The organism is Romboutsia ilealis, assembly GCF_900015215.1.
Classification (GTDB): Bacteria; Bacillota; Clostridia; order Peptostreptococcales; family Peptostreptococcaceae; genus Romboutsia; species Romboutsia ilealis.
Window position 1 is genome coordinate 1,135,722 of record NZ_LN555523.1, and the last position, 18,651, is coordinate 1,154,372.

Annotated in this window: 16 protein-coding genes, 1 pseudogene and 1 CRISPR repeat array; of the genes and pseudogenes, 14 read left to right on the plus strand and 3 right to left on the minus strand. The window is 26.0% G+C overall.

The genetic code is table 11. The features are described from left to right. Positions 1 to 20 precede the first annotated feature (20 nt). The 8 genes and pseudogenes from cas4 (at position 21) to CRIB_RS05420 (ending at position 9,365) form a co-directional block, all read left to right on the plus strand. Complete coding sequence (gene cas4 / locus CRIB_RS05390; RefSeq protein ID WP_180703501.1) at positions 21 to 542, plus strand: CRISPR-associated protein Cas4; 522 nt, start codon at positions 21 to 23, stop codon at positions 540 to 542. Beyond that, positions 542 to 1,519 carry a type I-B CRISPR-associated endonuclease Cas1b gene (gene cas1b, locus CRIB_RS05395; protein ID WP_330404954.1) on the plus strand — a complete coding sequence of 326 codons (978 nt, stop codon included), beginning with the start codon at positions 542 to 544 and terminating at the stop codon, positions 1,517 to 1,519. Before cas4 ends, cas1b begins: the two co-directional genes overlap by 1 nt. Position 1,520: 1 nt before the next feature. Next, positions 1,521 to 1,787: a CRISPR-associated endonuclease Cas2 gene (gene cas2 / locus CRIB_RS05400; RefSeq protein WP_180703502.1), complete on the plus strand. Its 267-nt coding sequence runs from the start codon at positions 1,521 to 1,523 to the stop codon at positions 1,785 to 1,787. A gap of 182 nt (positions 1,788 to 1,969) precedes the next feature. Then, positions 1,970 to 6,561: a CRISPR direct-repeat array (repeat unit 29 nt; unit sequence GTTTTATATTAACTATGTGGTATGTAAAT). Positions 6,562 to 6,939: 378 nt separating this feature from the next. After that, positions 6,940 to 7,198, plus strand: a pseudogene (locus CRIB_RS12870) (IS982 family transposase); the annotation flags it as partial. A 162-nt stretch (positions 7,199 to 7,360) separates the two neighbouring features. Then, entirely contained in the window at positions 7,361 to 7,783 is a 423-nt protein-coding gene (locus CRIB_RS05405; RefSeq protein ID WP_180703503.1) for a DUF3783 domain-containing protein, read from the plus strand. 65 nt (positions 7,784 to 7,848) lie between these two features. Next, a complete protein-coding gene (locus tag CRIB_RS05410) occupies positions 7,849 to 8,196 on the plus strand; it encodes a DUF134 domain-containing protein (RefSeq protein WP_180703504.1) in 348 nt (115 codons plus the stop codon). Between the two features lie 424 nt (positions 8,197 to 8,620). Continuing rightward, the gene (locus CRIB_RS05415; protein WP_180703505.1) at positions 8,621 to 8,932 is read left to right on the plus strand and encodes a PLAT/LH2 domain-containing protein; all 312 of its coding nucleotides are present in this window, start codon (positions 8,621 to 8,623) and stop codon (positions 8,930 to 8,932) included. Between the two features lies 1 nt (position 8,933). Next, positions 8,934 to 9,365: a hypothetical protein gene (locus CRIB_RS05420; RefSeq protein WP_180703506.1), complete on the plus strand. Its 432-nt coding sequence runs from the start codon at positions 8,934 to 8,936 to the stop codon at positions 9,363 to 9,365. A 231-nt stretch (positions 9,366 to 9,596) separates the two neighbouring features. Here CRIB_RS05420 and CRIB_RS05425 read toward each other — a convergent pair whose 3' ends face one another. Next, positions 9,597 to 9,806: a cold-shock protein gene (locus CRIB_RS05425; RefSeq protein WP_180703507.1), complete on the minus strand. Its 210-nt coding sequence runs from the start codon at positions 9,804 to 9,806 to the stop codon at positions 9,597 to 9,599. A 135-nt stretch (positions 9,807 to 9,941) separates the two neighbouring features. On the opposite strand from CRIB_RS05425, the gene CRIB_RS05430 reads away from it, so the two are divergent. Then, positions 9,942 to 10,244 carry a rhodanese-like domain-containing protein gene (locus CRIB_RS05430; RefSeq protein ID WP_180703508.1) on the plus strand — a complete coding sequence of 101 codons (303 nt, stop codon included), beginning with the start codon at positions 9,942 to 9,944 and terminating at the stop codon, positions 10,242 to 10,244. A gap of 184 nt (positions 10,245 to 10,428) precedes the next feature. On the opposite strand, the gene ytaF is transcribed toward CRIB_RS05430, so the two are convergent. Continuing rightward, entirely contained in the window at positions 10,429 to 11,052 is a 624-nt protein-coding gene (gene ytaF / locus CRIB_RS05435; RefSeq protein ID WP_180703509.1) for a sporulation membrane protein YtaF, read from the minus strand. A gap of 191 nt (positions 11,053 to 11,243) precedes the next feature. On the opposite strand from ytaF, the gene hypB reads away from it, so the two are divergent. Together hypB and CRIB_RS05445 are read left to right on the plus strand one after the other, a co-directional pair. Next, positions 11,244 to 11,912, plus strand: a complete 669-nt coding sequence (hypB, locus tag CRIB_RS05440) for a hydrogenase nickel incorporation protein HypB (RefSeq protein WP_180703510.1) — start codon at positions 11,244 to 11,246, stop codon at positions 11,910 to 11,912. A gap of 184 nt (positions 11,913 to 12,096) precedes the next feature. Then, entirely contained in the window at positions 12,097 to 13,278 is a 1,182-nt protein-coding gene (locus tag CRIB_RS05445) for a CD0519/CD1768 family membrane protein (RefSeq protein WP_180703511.1), read from the plus strand. A gap of 52 nt (positions 13,279 to 13,330) precedes the next feature. Here CRIB_RS05445 and CRIB_RS05450 read toward each other — a convergent pair whose 3' ends face one another. After that, complete coding sequence (locus CRIB_RS05450) at positions 13,331 to 13,507, minus strand: hypothetical protein (protein WP_180703512.1); 177 nt, start codon at positions 13,505 to 13,507, stop codon at positions 13,331 to 13,333. 329 nt (positions 13,508 to 13,836) lie between these two features. Between CRIB_RS05450 and clpB the strand changes: the two genes are divergently transcribed. From clpB to CRIB_RS05465, 3 genes are all read left to right on the plus strand, one after another. Then, positions 13,837 to 16,431: an ATP-dependent chaperone ClpB gene (clpB, locus tag CRIB_RS05455; RefSeq protein ID WP_180703513.1), complete on the plus strand. Its 2,595-nt coding sequence runs from the start codon at positions 13,837 to 13,839 to the stop codon at positions 16,429 to 16,431. 350 nt (positions 16,432 to 16,781) lie between these two features. Beyond that, the gene (locus CRIB_RS05460) at positions 16,782 to 17,423 is read left to right on the plus strand and encodes a histidine phosphatase family protein (protein WP_180703514.1); all 642 of its coding nucleotides are present in this window, start codon (positions 16,782 to 16,784) and stop codon (positions 17,421 to 17,423) included. Between the two features lie 10 nt (positions 17,424 to 17,433). Then, on the plus strand, positions 17,434 to 18,648 hold the full coding sequence (locus tag CRIB_RS05465; protein WP_180703515.1) for a BaiN/RdsA family NAD(P)/FAD-dependent oxidoreductase: 1,215 nt from the start codon (positions 17,434 to 17,436) through the stop codon (positions 18,646 to 18,648). The last annotated feature ends 3 nt before the right edge of the window (positions 18,649 to 18,651 follow it).

Sequence of the window (18,651 nt, forward strand, 5' to 3'; positions counted from 1 at the left end):
CTAAAGAAAAGGGTGAAATAATGTCCATAGATATAGAGGATTTAAAGGTACAAGGTGTAAAAATAAACTATTATTATATATGTAAAAGAAAATTATGGCTATTTTCAAAAGGTATAACTATGGAACAAAATAGTTCTAGAGTAGAGTCAGGAAAAATAGTGCATGAGAATTCATATAAAAGAATGAAATCAAAAGAAGTACTAGTTGATGATATTTTGAAATTAGATATTATTCAAGGTGATTATATAAGAGAAGTTAAAATAAGCTCTAAAATGCAAGAAGCTGATGAAATGCAATTATATTATTATTTGTATTACTTAAAAAAAGTTTTTGGAATAGAGAAAAAAGGAACAATAAACTATGTAAAAGAAAAGAAACAGGATGAATTAATACTAACATCAGATATAGAAGAAAAGATAGAAAAAACTTTAATAGATATAAAGTATATATGTAAACAACTATATCCTCCAAAGTTAGAAAAATTGCCATATTGCACTAAGTGTGCATACTATGAATTTTGTTTTGCTAAGGAGGAAATATAATGAAAGACTATTACATAATAAGTAATGGAAGTATAAAAAGAAAAGATAATACAATTTATTACTATGATTTAGAAGGTGATAAAAAGGCACTACCAATAGAGCAAGTAGATGATATACATATATATGGAGAAGTTGACTTAAATACAAAGTTAATAAACTATATAAGTAGATATGGAGTAATGTTGCATTTCTATAATTATTATGGATATTATAGTGGTACTTATTATCCAAGAAAGAAAAATGTATCTGGATTTAGCTTAGTATGTCAATCAGCTTGTTATTTAGATGAAGATGAAAGAATATATTTGGCAAAGTCTTTTGTACAAAGTGCAGCTCATCATATACTTAGAAATATGAGGTACTATAAAGTTGATGAAAGTCTTATAGACACTATAAAAAGAGAAGTTGATAATTTAAATGAAGCAATAGATATACCAGATTTAATGGGAAGAGAAGGTAGGATTAGAAAGACTTATTATAAATCATTTAATCAAATATTAAAAAATGGATTTGAATTTGAAAAAAGAGAAAAAAGGCCACCAAAAGACCCAGTAAATGCACTTATGTCATTTGGTAATAGCATTATGTATTCTAATGTTTTAAGTGAAATATATAAAACACAATTAGATCCAACTATAAGTTTTTTACATGAGCCTTCAACAAAAAGATTTTCACTTAGTTTAGATATGGCTGAAATTTTTAAACCATTGATAATTGATCCCGTTATATTTAGCTTAATTAATAATAAGAGGATAAATAAAAAAGATTTTATATATGAAGATGATATATGTTATTTAAGTGAATCTGGAAAGAAGAAATTTTTACAAGATTTTGAAAAAAAGATGCAAACTACTATAAAGCATAGACATTTAAACAGAAAAGTATCATATAGGACTTTTATTAGACTTGAATGTTATAAACTTATTAAGCATTTCATAAAAGATGAAAAATATAAAGTATTAAAGGCATGGTGGTAATATGTTTGTTATAGTAACTTATGATATTGTAGAAGGAAAGCCACTTAATAGGACAAGAAAGATACTAAAAAAATACTTAACTTGGACTCAAAATTCTGTATTTGAAGGTGAGATAACAGATAGTAAATTACATAAGTGTATGAGTGAGATAGAAAGTATTATAGACAAAAAAATGGATTCTATATATGTTTATGAGATTAAGAATCCTAAAAATATTGAGAAGAAGTTATATGGTGTGCATAAGAGTTTTGATGAGATGTTTTTATAGTTTGCAGTGAGCGATATATATGATAAAATTGTATGTAAGCATTATAAATAGTGTAATTGAAGTAATATTTATATAATTATTACTTTCCTTATTGCAACTTTACTGCAAAATAAAGTGAAAAATTTAGACTATTTTAATTAAACTCTAGAGATTTCAATGTATAGAGAATTTTAAAAATTGGGGTTTTATATTAACTATGTGGTATGTAAATCATTGGCAAATACAAGACAATCTCAACATTTAAACGTGTTTTATATTAACTATGTGGTATGTAAATCGTAAATTATTCGCTCTAGCAGATATTCATAAGCAAGGTTTTATATTAACTATGTGGTATGTAAATTTTATAGTTACTGAAACATCCTTAGTTGCACTAGAACGTTTTATATTAACTATGTGGTATGTAAATAAGTTTATCCCCACACTAAGTTCTAATACGAATTTCAGTTTTATATTAACTATGTGGTATGTAAATTATTTCATCTATAACTAATTTATCAGAAGTTATAGTTGTTTTATATTAACTATGTGGTATGTAAATTCAAGGGTATAATCATCATCAGTAACTAACCCTAACTGTTTTATATTAACTATGTGGTATGTAAATGGTAATAGAACATAACAAAGTAATAGACAAGGTTTCAGGTTTTATATTAACTATGTGGTATGTAAATATAGCTTCTAATACATTAGCCATACTCATACTATAATGTTTTATATTAACTATGTGGTATGTAAATTACCACTATTAAACTTATTAACTACGTTATTTAAGAGTTTTATATTAACTATGTGGTATGTAAATTTTTCTTTTGCTTTTAAAAACTCTCTTTCTATCCTTGGTTTTATATTAACTATGTGGTATGTAAATACTATCAAGCCTTGAAGCATAAGTTACAGTATCAAAAGTTTTATATTAACTATGTGGTATGTAAATTTAGTTACATACTGGCATAAGTTTTCAACGTGTTTTCGTTTTATATTAACTATGTGGTATGTAAATAAAGTTTCAATAACCCAACTCGGCAAACTTAATTTGTGTTTTATATTAACTATGTGGTATGTAAATTTTCTTATTTTGTTAATTCGTTATATAACTCTCTGTTTGTTTTATATTAACTATGTGGTATGTAAATCAAAACGAAGAAAATTATGCAAACAATTTATTGGAAGGTTTTATATTAACTATGTGGTATGTAAATAAAAGTTCCTTATAAGCTTCATATTTGCACTCGCTACAGTTTTATATTAACTATGTGGTATGTAAATACAAAGGAAAAGATGTGTTATGACTTAGGAATAAAAAGTTTTATATTAACTATGTGGTATGTAAATATTATATTTGAAATCATTTTTACAATTAATATCATATAGTTTTATATTAACTATGTGGTATGTAAATTATAATCACCATTAATCATACAATGTTTATTACAAAAGTTTTATATTAACTATGTGGTATGTAAATGTTTTTTAACTCCTAATATATCTAAATCTGTTGCAACGTTTTATATTAACTATGTGGTATGTAAATTGATGATTTATCTTTTTGTACAAAATAGTATGACAATCGTTTTATATTAACTATGTGGTATGTAAATTTGACTTTTAAATGTAGATGTGGAAAAGAATTTAAAAGTTTTATATTAACTATGTGGTATGTAAATATTTTAACTTCATCTAATCTATTGTTCTTCATTCTATGTTTTATATTAACTATGTGGTATGTAAATTATTTTAAAACTATTGAAATTTCAAGCATTCAATGTTGTTTTATATTAACTATGTGGTATGTAAATCACTTAATAGTAAAAGTAGTATCTGATAATTTAACTAGTTTTATATTAACTATGTGGTATGTAAATCAATATGTTCACTTGTTAATGCTGAAAAATCTTGTGATGTTTTATATTAACTATGTGGTATGTAAATAGAATAGCAGGATTAATAGCAGGTACATCTTTAAAAAGTTTTATATTAACTATGTGGTATGTAAATTACATTTAACCCCCCTATCTTTAGAATTTGGATCTAAGTTTTATATTAACTATGTGGTATGTAAATCTACACACATATAAAGGAACATTAGTAGAACTTTCTTGTTTTATATTAACTATGTGGTATGTAAATATAGGGGAGAAATTAGTAACTTTTGGTGGTACTGCTAGTTTTATATTAACTATGTGGTATGTAAATAAAATTGAGTGGAGAAAAATAAACTGGAAAGATAAACGTTTTATATTAACTATGTGGTATGTAAATATATAATAAATTAACTATGTATAAATTCCTCCAAACTAGTTTTATATTAACTATGTGGTATGTAAATGTTACAGATAGAAGTCTTAAATTAACATTGAATAAAGTTTTATATTAACTATGTGGTATGTAAATTCTATTGGTTTTAGTGACGTAGGAAGAACTGACGCAAGTTTTATATTAACTATGTGGTATGTAAATTTAGGTATTTTATATCTTTATTTATTCTATCTATTATGTTTTATATTAACTATGTGGTATGTAAATGAGGATATCTTACCTACTATCATAGCACCATTAGTAGTTTTATATTAACTATGTGGTATGTAAATCTAATTTATTTAGTGCATTTCCAAAAGTCGGAGCAGGTTTTATATTAACTATGTGGTATGTAAATATGAAAGTGGGAGTGCGAGTGATGTCTACCAAAAACTGGTTTTATATTAACTATGTGGTATGTAAATCACCTTTGAGTAAGTACCTTAGAAATAGAATAAATCAAGTTTTATATTAACTATGTGGTATGTAAATCAAGTGATACTAGATAGAGATGGAAATTTAGAGAAATTGTTTTATATTAACTATGTGGTATGTAAATCTAAATATCCATCTCCAACTTGCACCTAAATCTCTTAGTTTTATATTAACTATGTGGTATGTAAATTCTTCCAACGATAAAATAGTTGATAAACTAACTGAAAGTTTTATATTAACTATGTGGTATGTAAATTATCAAGAAGATAAATTAACTATTTTATCGCCTGTACGTTTTATATTAACTATGTGGTATGTAAATAGTTGCAACTTTTGTATTTTCTTCACTTGTAAATACGTTTTATATTAACTATGTGGTATGTAAATATTATAACATGTCTGGTTCTAGTTGCTAGTATTGTAAGTTTTATATTAACTATGTGGTATGTAAATTCAATGTGTGGAATTATGTGGGTCAATGGCTATCTCGTTTTATATTAACTATGTGGTATGTAAATCGTATTAAACGTGATAGAGAGTGACGAAATAAAACAAGTTTTATATTAACTATGTGGTATGTAAATTAGTAACAGTAATATAAATGTAAACATACAAACTACACGTTTTATATTAACTATGTGGTATGTAAATAGTATATCATCAAAGCTGTTCCAATCTACAACTTGAGGTTTTATATTAACTATGTGGTATGTAAATATAAATTTTCTGTTTGTGTTCATACAAGCGACACCAGTGTTTTATATTAACTATGTGGTATGTAAATTATCATAAATACATCATCAATTATTTTCGTTTCGATTGTTTTATATTAACTATGTGGTATGTAAATGCTTATTGGAATTGGCATTTAGTAGAAGGCAAGAAAGTGTTTTATATTAACTATGTGGTATGTAAATTCTTCCATATGGTTCAAGTTAAAAGCTGATAAAGGAGGTTTTATATTAACTATGTGGTATGTAAATAACTATTAGATGAAACAAATGATGAATTAAGAACAGAGTTTTATATTAACTATGTGGTATGTAAATTGTCTATAAATGCAGAGGAGTTTGCAGATTTCTCTAAAGTTTTATATTAACTATGTGGTATGTAAATGATGCACCATTTAAAGTTGCCAGAAATGATGAAGGTAGTTTTATATTAACTATGTGGTATGTAAATGTACCAGACAATGGTGGAAATAGCGGAAATGATAATGGTTTTATATTAACTATGTGGTATGTAAATCATTTCATATCTTTCCCAAAATGTTAAAGACTTTATTTGTTTTATATTAACTATGTGGTATGTAAATGACGATATCATATCTCACATAGGATACGATTTACATAGTTTTATATTAACTATGTGGTATGTAAATGTTGCAGGCACACTTGGTATTAGTATGGAAGAAACTGGTTTTATATTAACTATGTGGTATGTAAATTTAACTTTGTATCAGTAGCCATTTGACCTGCTACTTTGTTTTATATTAACTATGTGGTATGTAAATAAAGACTGTATCTATAAATGTGCTTAAAAGTGAACATGTTTTATATTAACTATGTGGTATGTAAATTAAGGAGGGTCGCATATTATAGCATCTACTACAACACCGTTTTATATTAACTATGTGGTATGTAAATCGGTGTTAAATTACCTGCTCCGCTTTTACTAAATACAGTTTTATATTAACTATGTGGTATGTAAATCATTATTTGACATTCATTGTAGTCTTATAAGGTTTGAGTTTTATATTAACTATGTGGTATGTAAATCCGTCTATTAAAGCATCTATACAATCAGATATAACAGTTTTATATTAACTATGTGGTATGTAAATACCTAACATGCAAGTAAGAGTGATAGCAGGTGCAACTCGTTTTATATTAACTATGTGGTATGTAAATCAAGTTAACGTAGGTGGTACTGTAAGAACCTTATATCGTTTTATATTAACTATGTGGTATGTAAATAGCAATTAGAATACCTAACATTGATTTGATAGGTAAGTTTTATATTAACTATGTGGTATGTAAATTTTAAAAACTATTCATTTTGTCAGTATTCAGATTATAGTTTTATATTAACTAACTCGTTGTGATAGTTAAATATGATTATTGAAAATACTAGAGAAAAGGTGTTGATTATAATATGCCAACTCAAAAGTCTAGTTAAATATGATTATTGAAAATACTAGAGCCTAGTAAACTATAGTTTGATAGTTCAAAAACTTTATACAGTAATTTCAATATGTTTAGCAAAATAACTAGCACAACAGATTAACTAGTTATAAAACCGGATTATTAATAGCATTAAAATAAATTAACAATATAAACATATATTTTGATATCATTAGTGTAATAAATCATTTAAATATTAGAAAATTTTACTGTAAAATGATAAAATAACAGGTACAATATTCAGAAAGCACAGAAATAGTAACTATAATTATCCCAAGGATATAAGAAAATTGATATTTAAAATTAGAAGAAGGATAGAAGCTAGTTTTTATTCATTGGCATAACAATTAAATTTGAATAAAGTAAAAAGTAAATCAATGTTAGAGCTTATAACTAAAACTTCAATAAAAGTTTTAGTTATCATATACCATTTTTAATAAATTAATGGTATATGAAGATTCTATATCTAAAATAAAAAGATTAGTATTTGAATAAAAATTACAACTAGTAATCTTTCATAGGACATTCTTTTTTGCATAATTTGATTACTTTACTTAGAAAAATAATTAATTAGCACGACAAATTAAATGAATTTTAAAATATATGTTTTAAATCAAAAGATGTTAGGTAATTATAAAATGAAGGGATGTGTTTAATATGACATTTAAAAATTTAAAGGAGTTAGATACTACAGAATCTAGGAGTTGTGCATTAGTATTTAATTTTAATAATAAAGAGTTAATTAAAATAAAGAGTGTATTTAGATTAAGTGGAATAAGTGATATTATTATATTAAAAAACGACAATTTAAATACTCCTATAAAAGATATATTAAATGATAACTTATTAGAAGATAGTAAGGAAAAAATAAATAGTAGAGCTATTATATTTAATAACATAGAAAGTAGAAAGATTAGTGCTGTATCTGATAATTTAAAAAAATTAAAAGTACAAAGACCTTTATTAGCCACAGTAACAGAAACATCAATTAACTGGGACTTAAAAAATCTTTTATATAACTTACAAGAAGAAGCGATTAGTTTAAATAGCTCAAAAATATCTATACATAAAAATTCATAAGTAAATACACAATTACCCAAATTTTATACATATATTAATATATGTATAAAAGGAGGTCGTTGAGTATGAAAGTTGAATTGACAACTATTGAACTCAAGGCACTTGAGTTAAAGGATATAAATAATTTTAATGATAAAAAATGTGCAAGTATAATGAGTATAAGCGTTAAAGAATATAATGATATATTAAATAAAGCAAGAGAAAAAGTAACTAAGGCACTTATAGATAAAGATGAAATTAATATTATAGATATTAGTGTAAATGATGAGCCTAAATGTACTACTTTATGCAAATTTAGATGTGCTATATGTGGTCAAATATATGAGATAGATTATACTAAGGAAGATATAAAGTGTCCATTATGTTTATCTAGTAAAATTATGACAAATGAAGAAGCTGGTTTCTTAAAATAATTAAAAACCCTTATGATTAATACAATGAATTATTTAGAAAAACAGAAGGTAAATTATTTGATTATAAAAATATAATAGCTCAATGAAGAGAAAAAAGGCTGTTAAGGTAAAGTAGACTATAAATTGTTTAATTGGTAAGATAGTAAGGAACCTTTTTATTTAAAAAATTTAGTTAGAAGGAAATAAAAAAGGAATATTTGAATAAATCTCGAATATTTTATTATATAAATTACAATCATTATCAAAGTATATAAAAGCATATAGAACTCTAGAAATAGGGTTCTTTTTTTTATTATATCCAGAAGATTTCAATAATCAAAATGCTACACTAGAACTTTAATAAGTTTTTTATTTAGACAAGTTTCAAATTATTAACTAATTTAATAACATATAAAGATTATAATTCGAAATTGGGAGGTAATTTATGGCAACATACAACTTTACTGTTCATACGGGGGATATATATTTAGGAGGAACAGATTCTAATATATTTCTTCAATTACAAGGAGACTTAGGAAAATCTTTCATGTTTAGAACAAATGGACACATAAAAGGAAATGCATATGAAAGAGATCAAATAGATAAATTTTCTATTAACTTAGAGGGCGACTATGGGGATATACATACTATATATCTTAAAAGTGACTGTATGTATGCTGGAAGTGGATGGTTTTTAGATTATATAAAAATAAAAAAAGAAGGTAGTAATATACCCAAAGGATATATCTGCGCCTAAATTGAAAGTAGTAAATTTATCTGGGGGAAGATACACTATATCTCCCAATACTAAGGTCCAAATTAATGTGTGTAGTGAAATAAGACATGAAGTTGATTATTCTAAGGTTGAAGTATTAGATTCTACAACTAAGGCAAGTGTATCTGTTCCGGTTGACGTGGTAAAGTTAGCATTTGAACAACAAATAAATGCATCTATTTCTGAAACAATAAAACAAATATCGAGTGAATGCAATAGATTTGAAGCTATATATGAAATAGAACCTTCAAGTAAAGAAAGAGTGCTTGAAGAACTTTGGATTGAAGAAAATTATAGTTATAGTGTAGTATTAGGAAGTAAAATTTTTAACTTTGATCTTCCTAAAACTAGGCGATTTGCTGGATTTAAAGATGTATCTACAGGAAATAATGTAGATGCGAATAAAATTAAATAAAACATCTTAAAGGTTAAAAGAAACATTTCAAAAGGGGCTAGATTAATTTCTAGCTCTTTTATTTTTCAAAAGGTGGTGCGTTATAAATATATACAGTGAGAAAGTTTATAATAAAATGATAATACCAGGTAAAATATACCTGGTATTGGAGTTGTCGATAACTATATGGATAAAATTGTTAGTTATTTTTAAACTGACAATTAACTGACATTTTCAAAAAAATATTTTAATTTATAACTTAGATACATTTATAGCAGAAAGACCTTTAGGAGCATCAACTACATCAAATGATACTTCTTCACCTTCGTGTAAATCCTTATCATGTCCATTTTCTTTTACATTTGAATAATGTACAAAAACATCATTTCCATCATTTGCAGATATAAAACCATATCCTCTATCATTATCAAACCATTTTACAACACCAGTATAATTTGCCATATATAAATATCTCCTTTTTAAATTTTGATATAATATATTATTTACTGATATATTTTATTTTATTAAAAAAATTTGGGTAATTGGTATAAAAGTAGGGTATAAAGATGGTATACTAAGTTGGGCGAGGTGATTTTAGTGAGCTATAAAAATATAAGTAGCAATGAATTAAAAGAGTTAATAAAAAATAATGAAAATATATTATTAATAGATGTAAGAAGTGAAGATGAATTTGAAGAAATTAATATAGAAACATCAATAAATATACCGTTACAAGATTTACTATATAATATAGATGAACTACAAGATCATAATGATAAAGATATAGTAATTTATTGCAGAAGTGGACATAGAAGTATTACAGCATGCAACTTATTAGCTATGGAAGGATTTAATAAGTTGTATAACCTAGAATGTGGAATAATAGACTATTTAAAATAAGAGAGCTTTAATTAAGCTTTCTTATTTTTATTCACATACTATTATATCAACTTTTGATAAATCAAAATCATAAAAATAATGAACTAATTCAAAAATAATGTTTTCCATTTAATATATATTTAGTTTTAGTTGTAAATTATAGAAAAAACCTATTATACATTAATATATATAATAGGTTTAAAGTTTAAAAAGTTCTTATAAATGCTAATATAATAAGAAGTACACCAGATATCCAAGATAAGTTTACATTTATTATATTAGCAAAGCGTCTTCCTAACTGACTTCCTAATAGCAAACTAACTATACCAACTAAAAAGCAAAGAATTATAACCTGAGCATAATTTACATATCCCAATCCGCTACCAAAACCAACTGCTAAACTATCTAATGAAAGAGCAATTGCTAAATAAAAAGCTTCTTTAGCGCTAAGTAATTTAGAATTATCATAATCAGCCTTTATTTCATCTGCATAAATTTGAAGGACAAATTTAAAGTCAAAAATTTTAAAAGTAAGAGGTTTATCTTTATTGGAAAACTTTCTTATATACTTTTTACAAAATACTTCAAATACTCTATATATACCAAGTCCTAATAAAAGAAAAAAGCTAAGATAGGTAGCCACATTAATAGGTATAAAATTATTCAATAAATCTCCTAAAAACAGAGCAATACCTAGAAATGACGAACAAACTAAGTTTATTATAATTGAAGAATAAAAGGGTATTTTTATTTTATCTGTACCATAAGCAATACTAGCTACAAAAGTATCTAAGCATAAAGAAAAAACCAATAACAACGATTGTAACATGAAGTCACCCCCTATAATGTAGTACTAGTATTATATTATTCTAAAAAATAAATTTGTGTACATAATATATAAAAAGAATATTGACTTTTATTAATACATAAATATATAGAAAGAATATTGATTTTTACTTAATACATAAATATATATGAAGTATAAGTCTATTAAAGCTTTGATAAGTGAGGGAGGATATTATGAAACAAATAATAGTAGAAAAAAATATACCTGTAAATAATAATGAACTTGCAAATGAAAATAGAAAGTTATTAAACGAGAAACAAATCTTTACTATAAATTTATTGGGATCTCCTGGTTCTGGGAAAACATGTTTACTTGAAAAATTAATAGAAAACATTAAAAAACATTATAATATGGCAGTTATCCAAGGAGATTTATACACTGCAAAAGATGCAATGAGGATAGAAAAGCATAATATAGATGTAATTCAACTTAATACTGGAGGTCTATGTTACTTAGATGCTAGTATGATTTCAACATCACTTAATAACTTAGATATAAATAAATTAGATTTTTTAGCTATAGAAAACATAGGTAACTTAGCATTTCCAGAGGAATATGATTTAAGTGAAGATATGAAAATAGTAGTTATGAGCACAACTGAGGGAAATGATAAACCTTTTAAGTATCCATTAATGTTTAAAAGTGCATCTGTAGTTATACTAAATAAATTAGATATTATAGACCATACTAATTTTGATATAAATGAATTCTATAGAGATATACGTATGTTAAATAAAGATATTAAAGTATTTGAAGTATCTTGTAAGGATAATAGAGGCATTGAAGAATTAAGTGATTTTTTAAAAAACAAGATAAGAGAGAAAAAGATAATGAATTCATAATAAAAAGCCTTGTAAATTACAAGGCTTTTTATTATATGTAAATGCTTAGAAATAATAGAAAATAATATTAGTAATATATATTTTTATTTCGAAGTTATTGGTGTTTTTTGACGAATTGTAGTGTATAATATAAAATATTAAAAGCATTGAAATTTTAAAAAAATTTATAAATGGAGGATATTATATGGAAAAAAGTATATCGACTCAAAAAACAAAATCTGCTAAGATATCCTATGATATAGAAGCATTTATATTTTTAGGTATTTTAATTTTTGGATTTTGTTATGTTGCTAATATTATGGGTGCTGGTATAATGTTTAAGGTTATAATGAATACTGCTCATGATTTGCTTTTAAATACAGTATTTCTAATAATGGCAATGGCTGTCCTTGCAGGAGCATTTAGTTCACTACTTTCAGAATTTGGAGTAATCTCACTTTTAAATAAACTATTTGCTATTTTTATGAAGCCGTTATATGGATTACCTGGTGCAAGTATTGCTGGAGCAATAACTACCTACTTATCTGATAATCCAGCAATAATATCATTTAGTAAGGATAAGTCTTTTACGAAATACTTTAAAAAATATCAAATTCCTGCCTTATGTAATATCGGTACATCTTTTGGTATGGGTCTTATCGTAACAACATTTATGATATCTCAAGGTGAAAAATATGTATTACCTGCTTTAATAGGAAATTTAGGAGCTATAATTGGTAGTATAGTAAGTGTTAGGATGATGTTACATTTTACTAAAAAGTTTTATAAAAATGATGTATGTGATGATGAGTGTGATTTAAAATCAAGTACGGTTGAAGAAAATAGATCAACAAGAGAAGGGAGTATATTCCAAAGAGCATTAGATGCTATGCTTGAAGGTGGTAAAAGTGGAGTTGAACTTGGACTTGCTATAATACCTGGAGTATTAGTTGTATGTACATTGGTTATGCTTTTAACATTTGGAGCAAGCACTGATCCAACTACAGGAGAAGCTATCTATACAGGAGCTGCATACGAAGGAATTGGACTACTTCCTATACTTGGAGAAAAACTTAGATTTATATTAGAACCATTATTTGGATTTAAATCAGCTGAAGCTATAGCCTTTCCAATAACATCTTTAGGTGCAGTAGGAGCTGCAATGAGTTTAGTTCCTCAGTTTATAACAGATGGTATAATAACACCTAATGATATAGCAGTATTTACAGCTATGGGTATGTGTTGGAGTGGATATTTAAGTACTCATGTAGGTATGATGGATGCATTAAATGCAAGGGAACTTACAGGTAAAGCTATATTAGCTCATACTATAGGTGGAATTTGTGCAGGAATGTCTGCTCACTTTATATTTATGATTATTTCATAAACTATATAAATGGACTTAAGTTATATACTTAAGTCCATTTTATTTATTATTATTATTTTTTTCTAGGTTTAATAGGTCTTGATGTATTTTGGCTTACAGAACCTGTTTTAGCAGGTCTTAATCTTGGCTCTATATTTAGTTCTTCTCCTATTTCTAAACTAGACTTAGCTACATTTTTAGCTAGTTTAGGTTCTTTTCTTCCTTTATTATTTAAATTTTGTTTTGACATAATATCCTCCTATGCTTTGGTTAATTTACATTAATAATTTAACCAAAATAAGTTCTAGATATTCTTTATAAATATAAAGCTTACATTTTATATTAAAACTATCTTATAATAAGAAAAATTGTTATATATTATAAATAATTTAACTACATTTACCATAAAATAAAATTGCATATATAATTGACAAATTAATAATGGAAGTATATAGTTAATATAAAGTTATTAGCACTCGAACTTATAGAGTGATAATAATATGAAAATACTTTTATTATTTTAAATTTTTAGCATAATAAGTAATAGATTTTATATATAAATTGATGGAGGTATATTTTATGGATATAGAAAAAATGACGGTTAGAGTTCAAAAGTCATTAAATGATGCTTATAGCATAGCTGTAAAAAATCACAATCAACAGTTAGATGTAATACATCTATTTAGTGCACTTGTAAATCAAGAAGATGGGCTTATTCCTAATATATTTGATAAAATGAATGTATCGGTAGATGCTTTAAAAAGTAGTATAGATTTAGAATTAAAAAAATTACCTCAAATACATGGTGAGGGAATAAGTTCTCAAGGAGTAACAGCTACAAGAAGAATAAATGAAGTTTTAATAAAAGCAGAAGAAATATCAAAAGAATTTAAAGATAGTTATATAAGTGTAGAACATGTTATGCTTGCTATTATGGATATGGAATCTAATAATGCAGTAGGAAGAATTTTAAAACAATATAATATAAATAAAAATGACTTCTTAAAAGTATTATCTCAAGTAAGAGGTAGTCAAAGAGTTGAAACACAAGACCCAGAAGGGACTTATGAAGCATTAGCTAGATATGGAACTAATTTAGTTGAACTTGCTAAAAAGAATAAGCTAGACCCTGTTATAGGTAGAGATGAAGAAATAAGAAGAGTTATAAGAATATTATCAAGAAGAACTAAAAATAATCCAGTTCTTATAGGAGAGCCTGGTGTTGGTAAAACAGCTATAGTTGAAGGATTAGCAGAAAGAATAGTTCGTGGAGATGTTCCAGAAGGTTTAAAGGACAAAATAATATATGCATTAGATATGGGTTCTTTAATTGCTGGTGCTAAATATAGAGGGGAATTTGAAGAAAGATTAAAAGCAGTACTTAAAGAAGTTCAATCATCTGATGGAAAGATAATACTATTTATAGATGAAATACACACAATAGTAGGTGCTGGTAAAACTGATGGTGCTATGGATGCAGGAAACCTTATAAAGCCAATGCTTGCACGTGGAGAGTTAAACTGTATAGGAGCTACAACTTTTGATGAATATAGACAATATATAGAAAAAGATAAAGCACTAGAAAGACGTTTCCAACCAGTTATAGCAGAAGAACCTACTGTAGCTGATACTATATCTATATTAAGAGGACTTAAAGAGAGATTTGAAATACATCACGGAGTAAGAATACATGATAATGCAATAGTTGCAGCTGCTAAGTTATCAGATAGATATATACAAGATAGATTCTTACCAGATAAAGCAATTGACTTAATAGATGAAGCAGGGGCTATGATTAGAAGTGAAATAGATTCTCTTCCAACAGAGCTAGATACAGTAAGAAGAAAACTATTTACACTAGAAACAGAAAGAGAAGCTTTATTAAAAGAAAATGATGAAAAAAGTAAAAATAGACTAGAAAAATTAGCAAAAGAAATATCAGAACTTAAGTCTAAAAATGATGAGATGAGTGCTAAATATGAAAAAGAGAAAAAACAAATACTTGAAATAAAGAACTTAAAATCTCAACTTGATGAAGCTAAAGGAAATGTAGAAAAGTTTGAAAGAGAATATGATTTAAATAAAGCTGCTGAAATAAAATACGGTGTAATACCTAAATTAGAAGAACAAATAAAAGAACATGAATTGAAAATGCAGGAAAGTTACGATAATGCATTATTAAAAGAAGAAGTAACAGAAAATGAAATATCTCAAATAGTTGCTAAATGGACAGGAATACCTGTTACTAAATTAGTTGAAGGAGAAAGAGAAAAACTTCTTAAATTAGAAGAGGAACTTCATAAAAGAGTAATAGGTCAAGATGAAGCTGTAACAGCAGTATCAAATGCAGTAATACGTGCTCGTGCAGGTCTTAAAGATGAAAATAAACCAATCGGTTCATTTATATTCCTAGGACCTACAGGAGTTGGTAAAACAGAGCTTGCTAAAACTTTAGCTAATAACTTATTTGATAGCGAAGAGAATATAATAAGAATAGATATGTCAGAATATATGGAAAAACATGCTGTATCTAGACTTATAGGACCTCCTCCAGGATATGTAGGATATGAAGAGGGAGGACAATTAACAGAAGCTGTAAGAAGACATCCATACTCTGTAATTTTATTTGATGAAATAGAAAAAGCACATGAAGATGTGTTTAATATATTCTTACAAATACTAGACGATGGTAGACTTACAGATAATAAAGGTAAGACTGTAGACTTTAAAAATACTCTTATAATAATGACATCAAATATAGGAAGTCAGTATTTATTAGAAGCAGGAGAAAATATAACTGAATCAACTAAAGATTTAGTTATGAATGAAATGAAACATAGATTCAAACCAGAATTTTTAAATAGAGTTGATGATATAATAATGTTTAAACCTTTAGATATGGAAGGAATTAAACAAATAATAGATATATTTGTAAATGCTCTTAGAAAAAGATTAAAAGACAAAAATATAGGTATAGAAGTAACTGACTCAGCTAAAGAAGTTATGGCTAAAGAAGGTTATGACCCAGTATACGGTGCTAGACCATTAAAAAGATATATAAGTAACACACTTGAAACTATAATTGCTAAAAAGATGATAGCAGGCGAAATTTATAGTGGATGTAATATTATTATTGATGGAGAAGATGATAATATTAAAGTAGAAGTTAAATAGAAACTAAAAAGCATCTCAATAGATTTTAATAATCTAGAGATGCTTTTTTTAATTTAGTAGTAGAGTTAAGTTTTTTAAATTAATATTATAAGAAAATAAAAAACTAGATAGCATTGAAATATCAATATTTTTATTAATTTTTTCCATTAAAACTCTTAATATATATATAATTCGCTTCTCTTATTTCGCCAACGATATATCCTTACTACCACTACGGATACATCTGTTGCTCAAAAATATTATTAGATAGATTATTTTATGGGTATTCTTATATAATGCATATTTATGGTATAATAAATTTTTAGATGAAAGTTAAAAATAAATAATATACACTTGAGGAGGTCATAAAGTTGGCAAATACTTTTTACATAGTAAGACATGGACAGACAAACTGGAATATATTAGGCAAAACTCAAGGTCATGGAAATTCAGATTTAACTCAAAAAGGAGAAGAACAAGCATTTGAGTTAGCAAAAGCCATAAAAGAATATCCTATAGACTATATATATAGTAGTGATTTAGGCAGAGCAGTTCAAACTGCTGAAATTGTTGGTGATCAAATAGGTGTTAAGGTTAATCAAACTAAGTCTTTAAGAGAAATGGGATTTGGTGACTGGGAAGGTCTTTTAATAGATGAAATAAAAAAGGATCATGCAAAAACATATGAAACTTGGAGAAATCAACCTCACTTAGCAGATATACCTAATGGTGAGACTCTTCATATTATAAAAGATAGAGTAGATGCCTTTATAAAAGAATTAAATGAAAAATATGATAATAAACATATTTTACTAGTTAGCCACTCTGTTACAGTGAGAGTTATGTTACTTTCATTCTTAAACTCTGGAATGGAAAATATATATAGAATAAAACAAGATAATACCGCTCTTAATATAGTAGAGTGTAGAAATTATGGCCCAGTAATAATAAAGATGAATGATACTAGTCATATAAAAAATAATGAGAAATTAAATAACTCAGCATTAGAATAGGAGTAAATAAATGTCTAAAATTATAGTAGTTGGAGGTGGCCCATCTGGAATGATGGCTGCTCTTAATGCATCAAAGTCTAATCATGAAGTTATATTATTAGAACGAAATGGAGAGTTAGGAAGAAAGCTTTTACTTACTGGTGGTGGCAGATGTAATATAACTAACAACAGAGATATTGAAGATTTTTTTGATAAAGTTGTAAATAATAAAAAGTTTTTATATAGTAGTTTTTATAGCTTTACTAACAAAGATTTATTATCATACTTCGAAGAAAATAATTTAGAATATAAAATTGAAACTGCTAACGACCATAAAGTATATACAAAGTCAGATAAATCAGAAGAAGTAATAATAGCTCTAAAGTCAGATTTAAAAGCTAATAAAGTAAAAATACTATATAATACTAAAGTTGTTGATCTTATAATAGAAAATAATACTGTTATAGGAGTTAAAACAGAAAATAACCAAACTATACTAGCAGATAAAGTTATAATATCAACAGGTGGAAAAAGCTATCCAAACACTGGATCTGATGGTATGATGTATGAAATATTAAAAAAATATGGACATACCATAAATAAAATATATCCAGCATTAATACCACTTACAGTTAAAGAAAGCTTTATCAAAAATTTACAAGGTATTTCTATGAAAAACGTTGAAATTTCTTGTAAAATAAAAAAGAAAAAGATAAGTCAAGTTGGAGATATGTTGTTTGCCCATTTTGGATTAACAGGACCAGCAGTATTAAAGTTTTCGTCATATATAAATAAATATATAGATGAAAATGAGTTAGAAATAAGTTTAGACTTTTTACCTAGTATTAATAGCGATGAAATATCTAAACTTATAAGAGAAAATCCTAACAAAAATGTAATTAATAATCTAAAAGGATTACTACCTCAAAACTTTTTAAAGGAAATATTCAATTTATTAGATTTAACTGATAAAAAAGCTAATGAATTATCAAAGAGTGATGAATTAAAAATAGTAGAGTGTATAAAAAGTATGAAGCTAACTTGCAATGGAAGTATTGGTATAAAAGCTTCTCAAGTCACAAGTGGTGGAGTATCTGTAAAAGAAATAAACTCTTCTACTATGGAATCAAAATTAATAGAAAATCTATTTTTTACAGGGGAAGTAATAGATGTAGACGCTGAGACTGGCGGATATAATTTACAAATAGCTTTTTCAACAGGGTATCTTGCTGGAATAAGTGTATAGGTG

Excerpts from the sequence above, each read along its gene's own strand:
- cas2 (WP_180703502.1), top strand. The coding sequence starts at position 1,521 with ATGTTTGTTATAGTAACTTATGATATTGTAGAAGGAAAGCCACTTAAT.
- clpB (WP_180703513.1), top strand. The coding sequence starts at position 13,837 with ATGGATATAGAAAAAATGACGGTTAGAGTTCAAAAGTCATTAAATGAT.
- CRIB_RS05425 (WP_180703507.1), bottom strand. The coding sequence starts at position 9,806 with ATGGCAAATTATACTGGTGTTGTAAAATGGTTTGATAATGATAGAGGA.
- cas1b (WP_330404954.1), top strand. The coding sequence starts at position 542 with ATGAAAGACTATTACATAATAAGTAATGGAAGTATAAAAAGAAAAGAT.
- cas4 (WP_180703501.1), top strand. The coding sequence starts at position 21 with ATGTCCATAGATATAGAGGATTTAAAGGTACAAGGTGTAAAAATAAAC.
- CRIB_RS05450 (WP_180703512.1), bottom strand. The coding sequence starts at position 13,507 with ATGTCAAAACAAAATTTAAATAATAAAGGAAGAAAAGAACCTAAACTA.
- CRIB_RS05445 (WP_180703511.1), top strand. The coding sequence starts at position 12,097 with ATGGAAAAAAGTATATCGACTCAAAAAACAAAATCTGCTAAGATATCC.
- hypB (WP_180703510.1), top strand. The coding sequence starts at position 11,244 with ATGAAACAAATAATAGTAGAAAAAAATATACCTGTAAATAATAATGAA.
- CRIB_RS05405 (WP_180703503.1), top strand. The coding sequence starts at position 7,361 with ATGACATTTAAAAATTTAAAGGAGTTAGATACTACAGAATCTAGGAGT.
- ytaF (WP_180703509.1), bottom strand. The coding sequence starts at position 11,052 with ATGTTACAATCGTTGTTATTGGTTTTTTCTTTATGCTTAGATACTTTT.
- CRIB_RS05415 (WP_180703505.1), top strand. The coding sequence starts at position 8,621 with ATGGCAACATACAACTTTACTGTTCATACGGGGGATATATATTTAGGA.
- CRIB_RS05465 (WP_180703515.1), top strand. The coding sequence starts at position 17,434 with ATGTCTAAAATTATAGTAGTTGGAGGTGGCCCATCTGGAATGATGGCT.
- CRIB_RS05410 (WP_180703504.1), top strand. The coding sequence starts at position 7,849 with ATGAAAGTTGAATTGACAACTATTGAACTCAAGGCACTTGAGTTAAAG.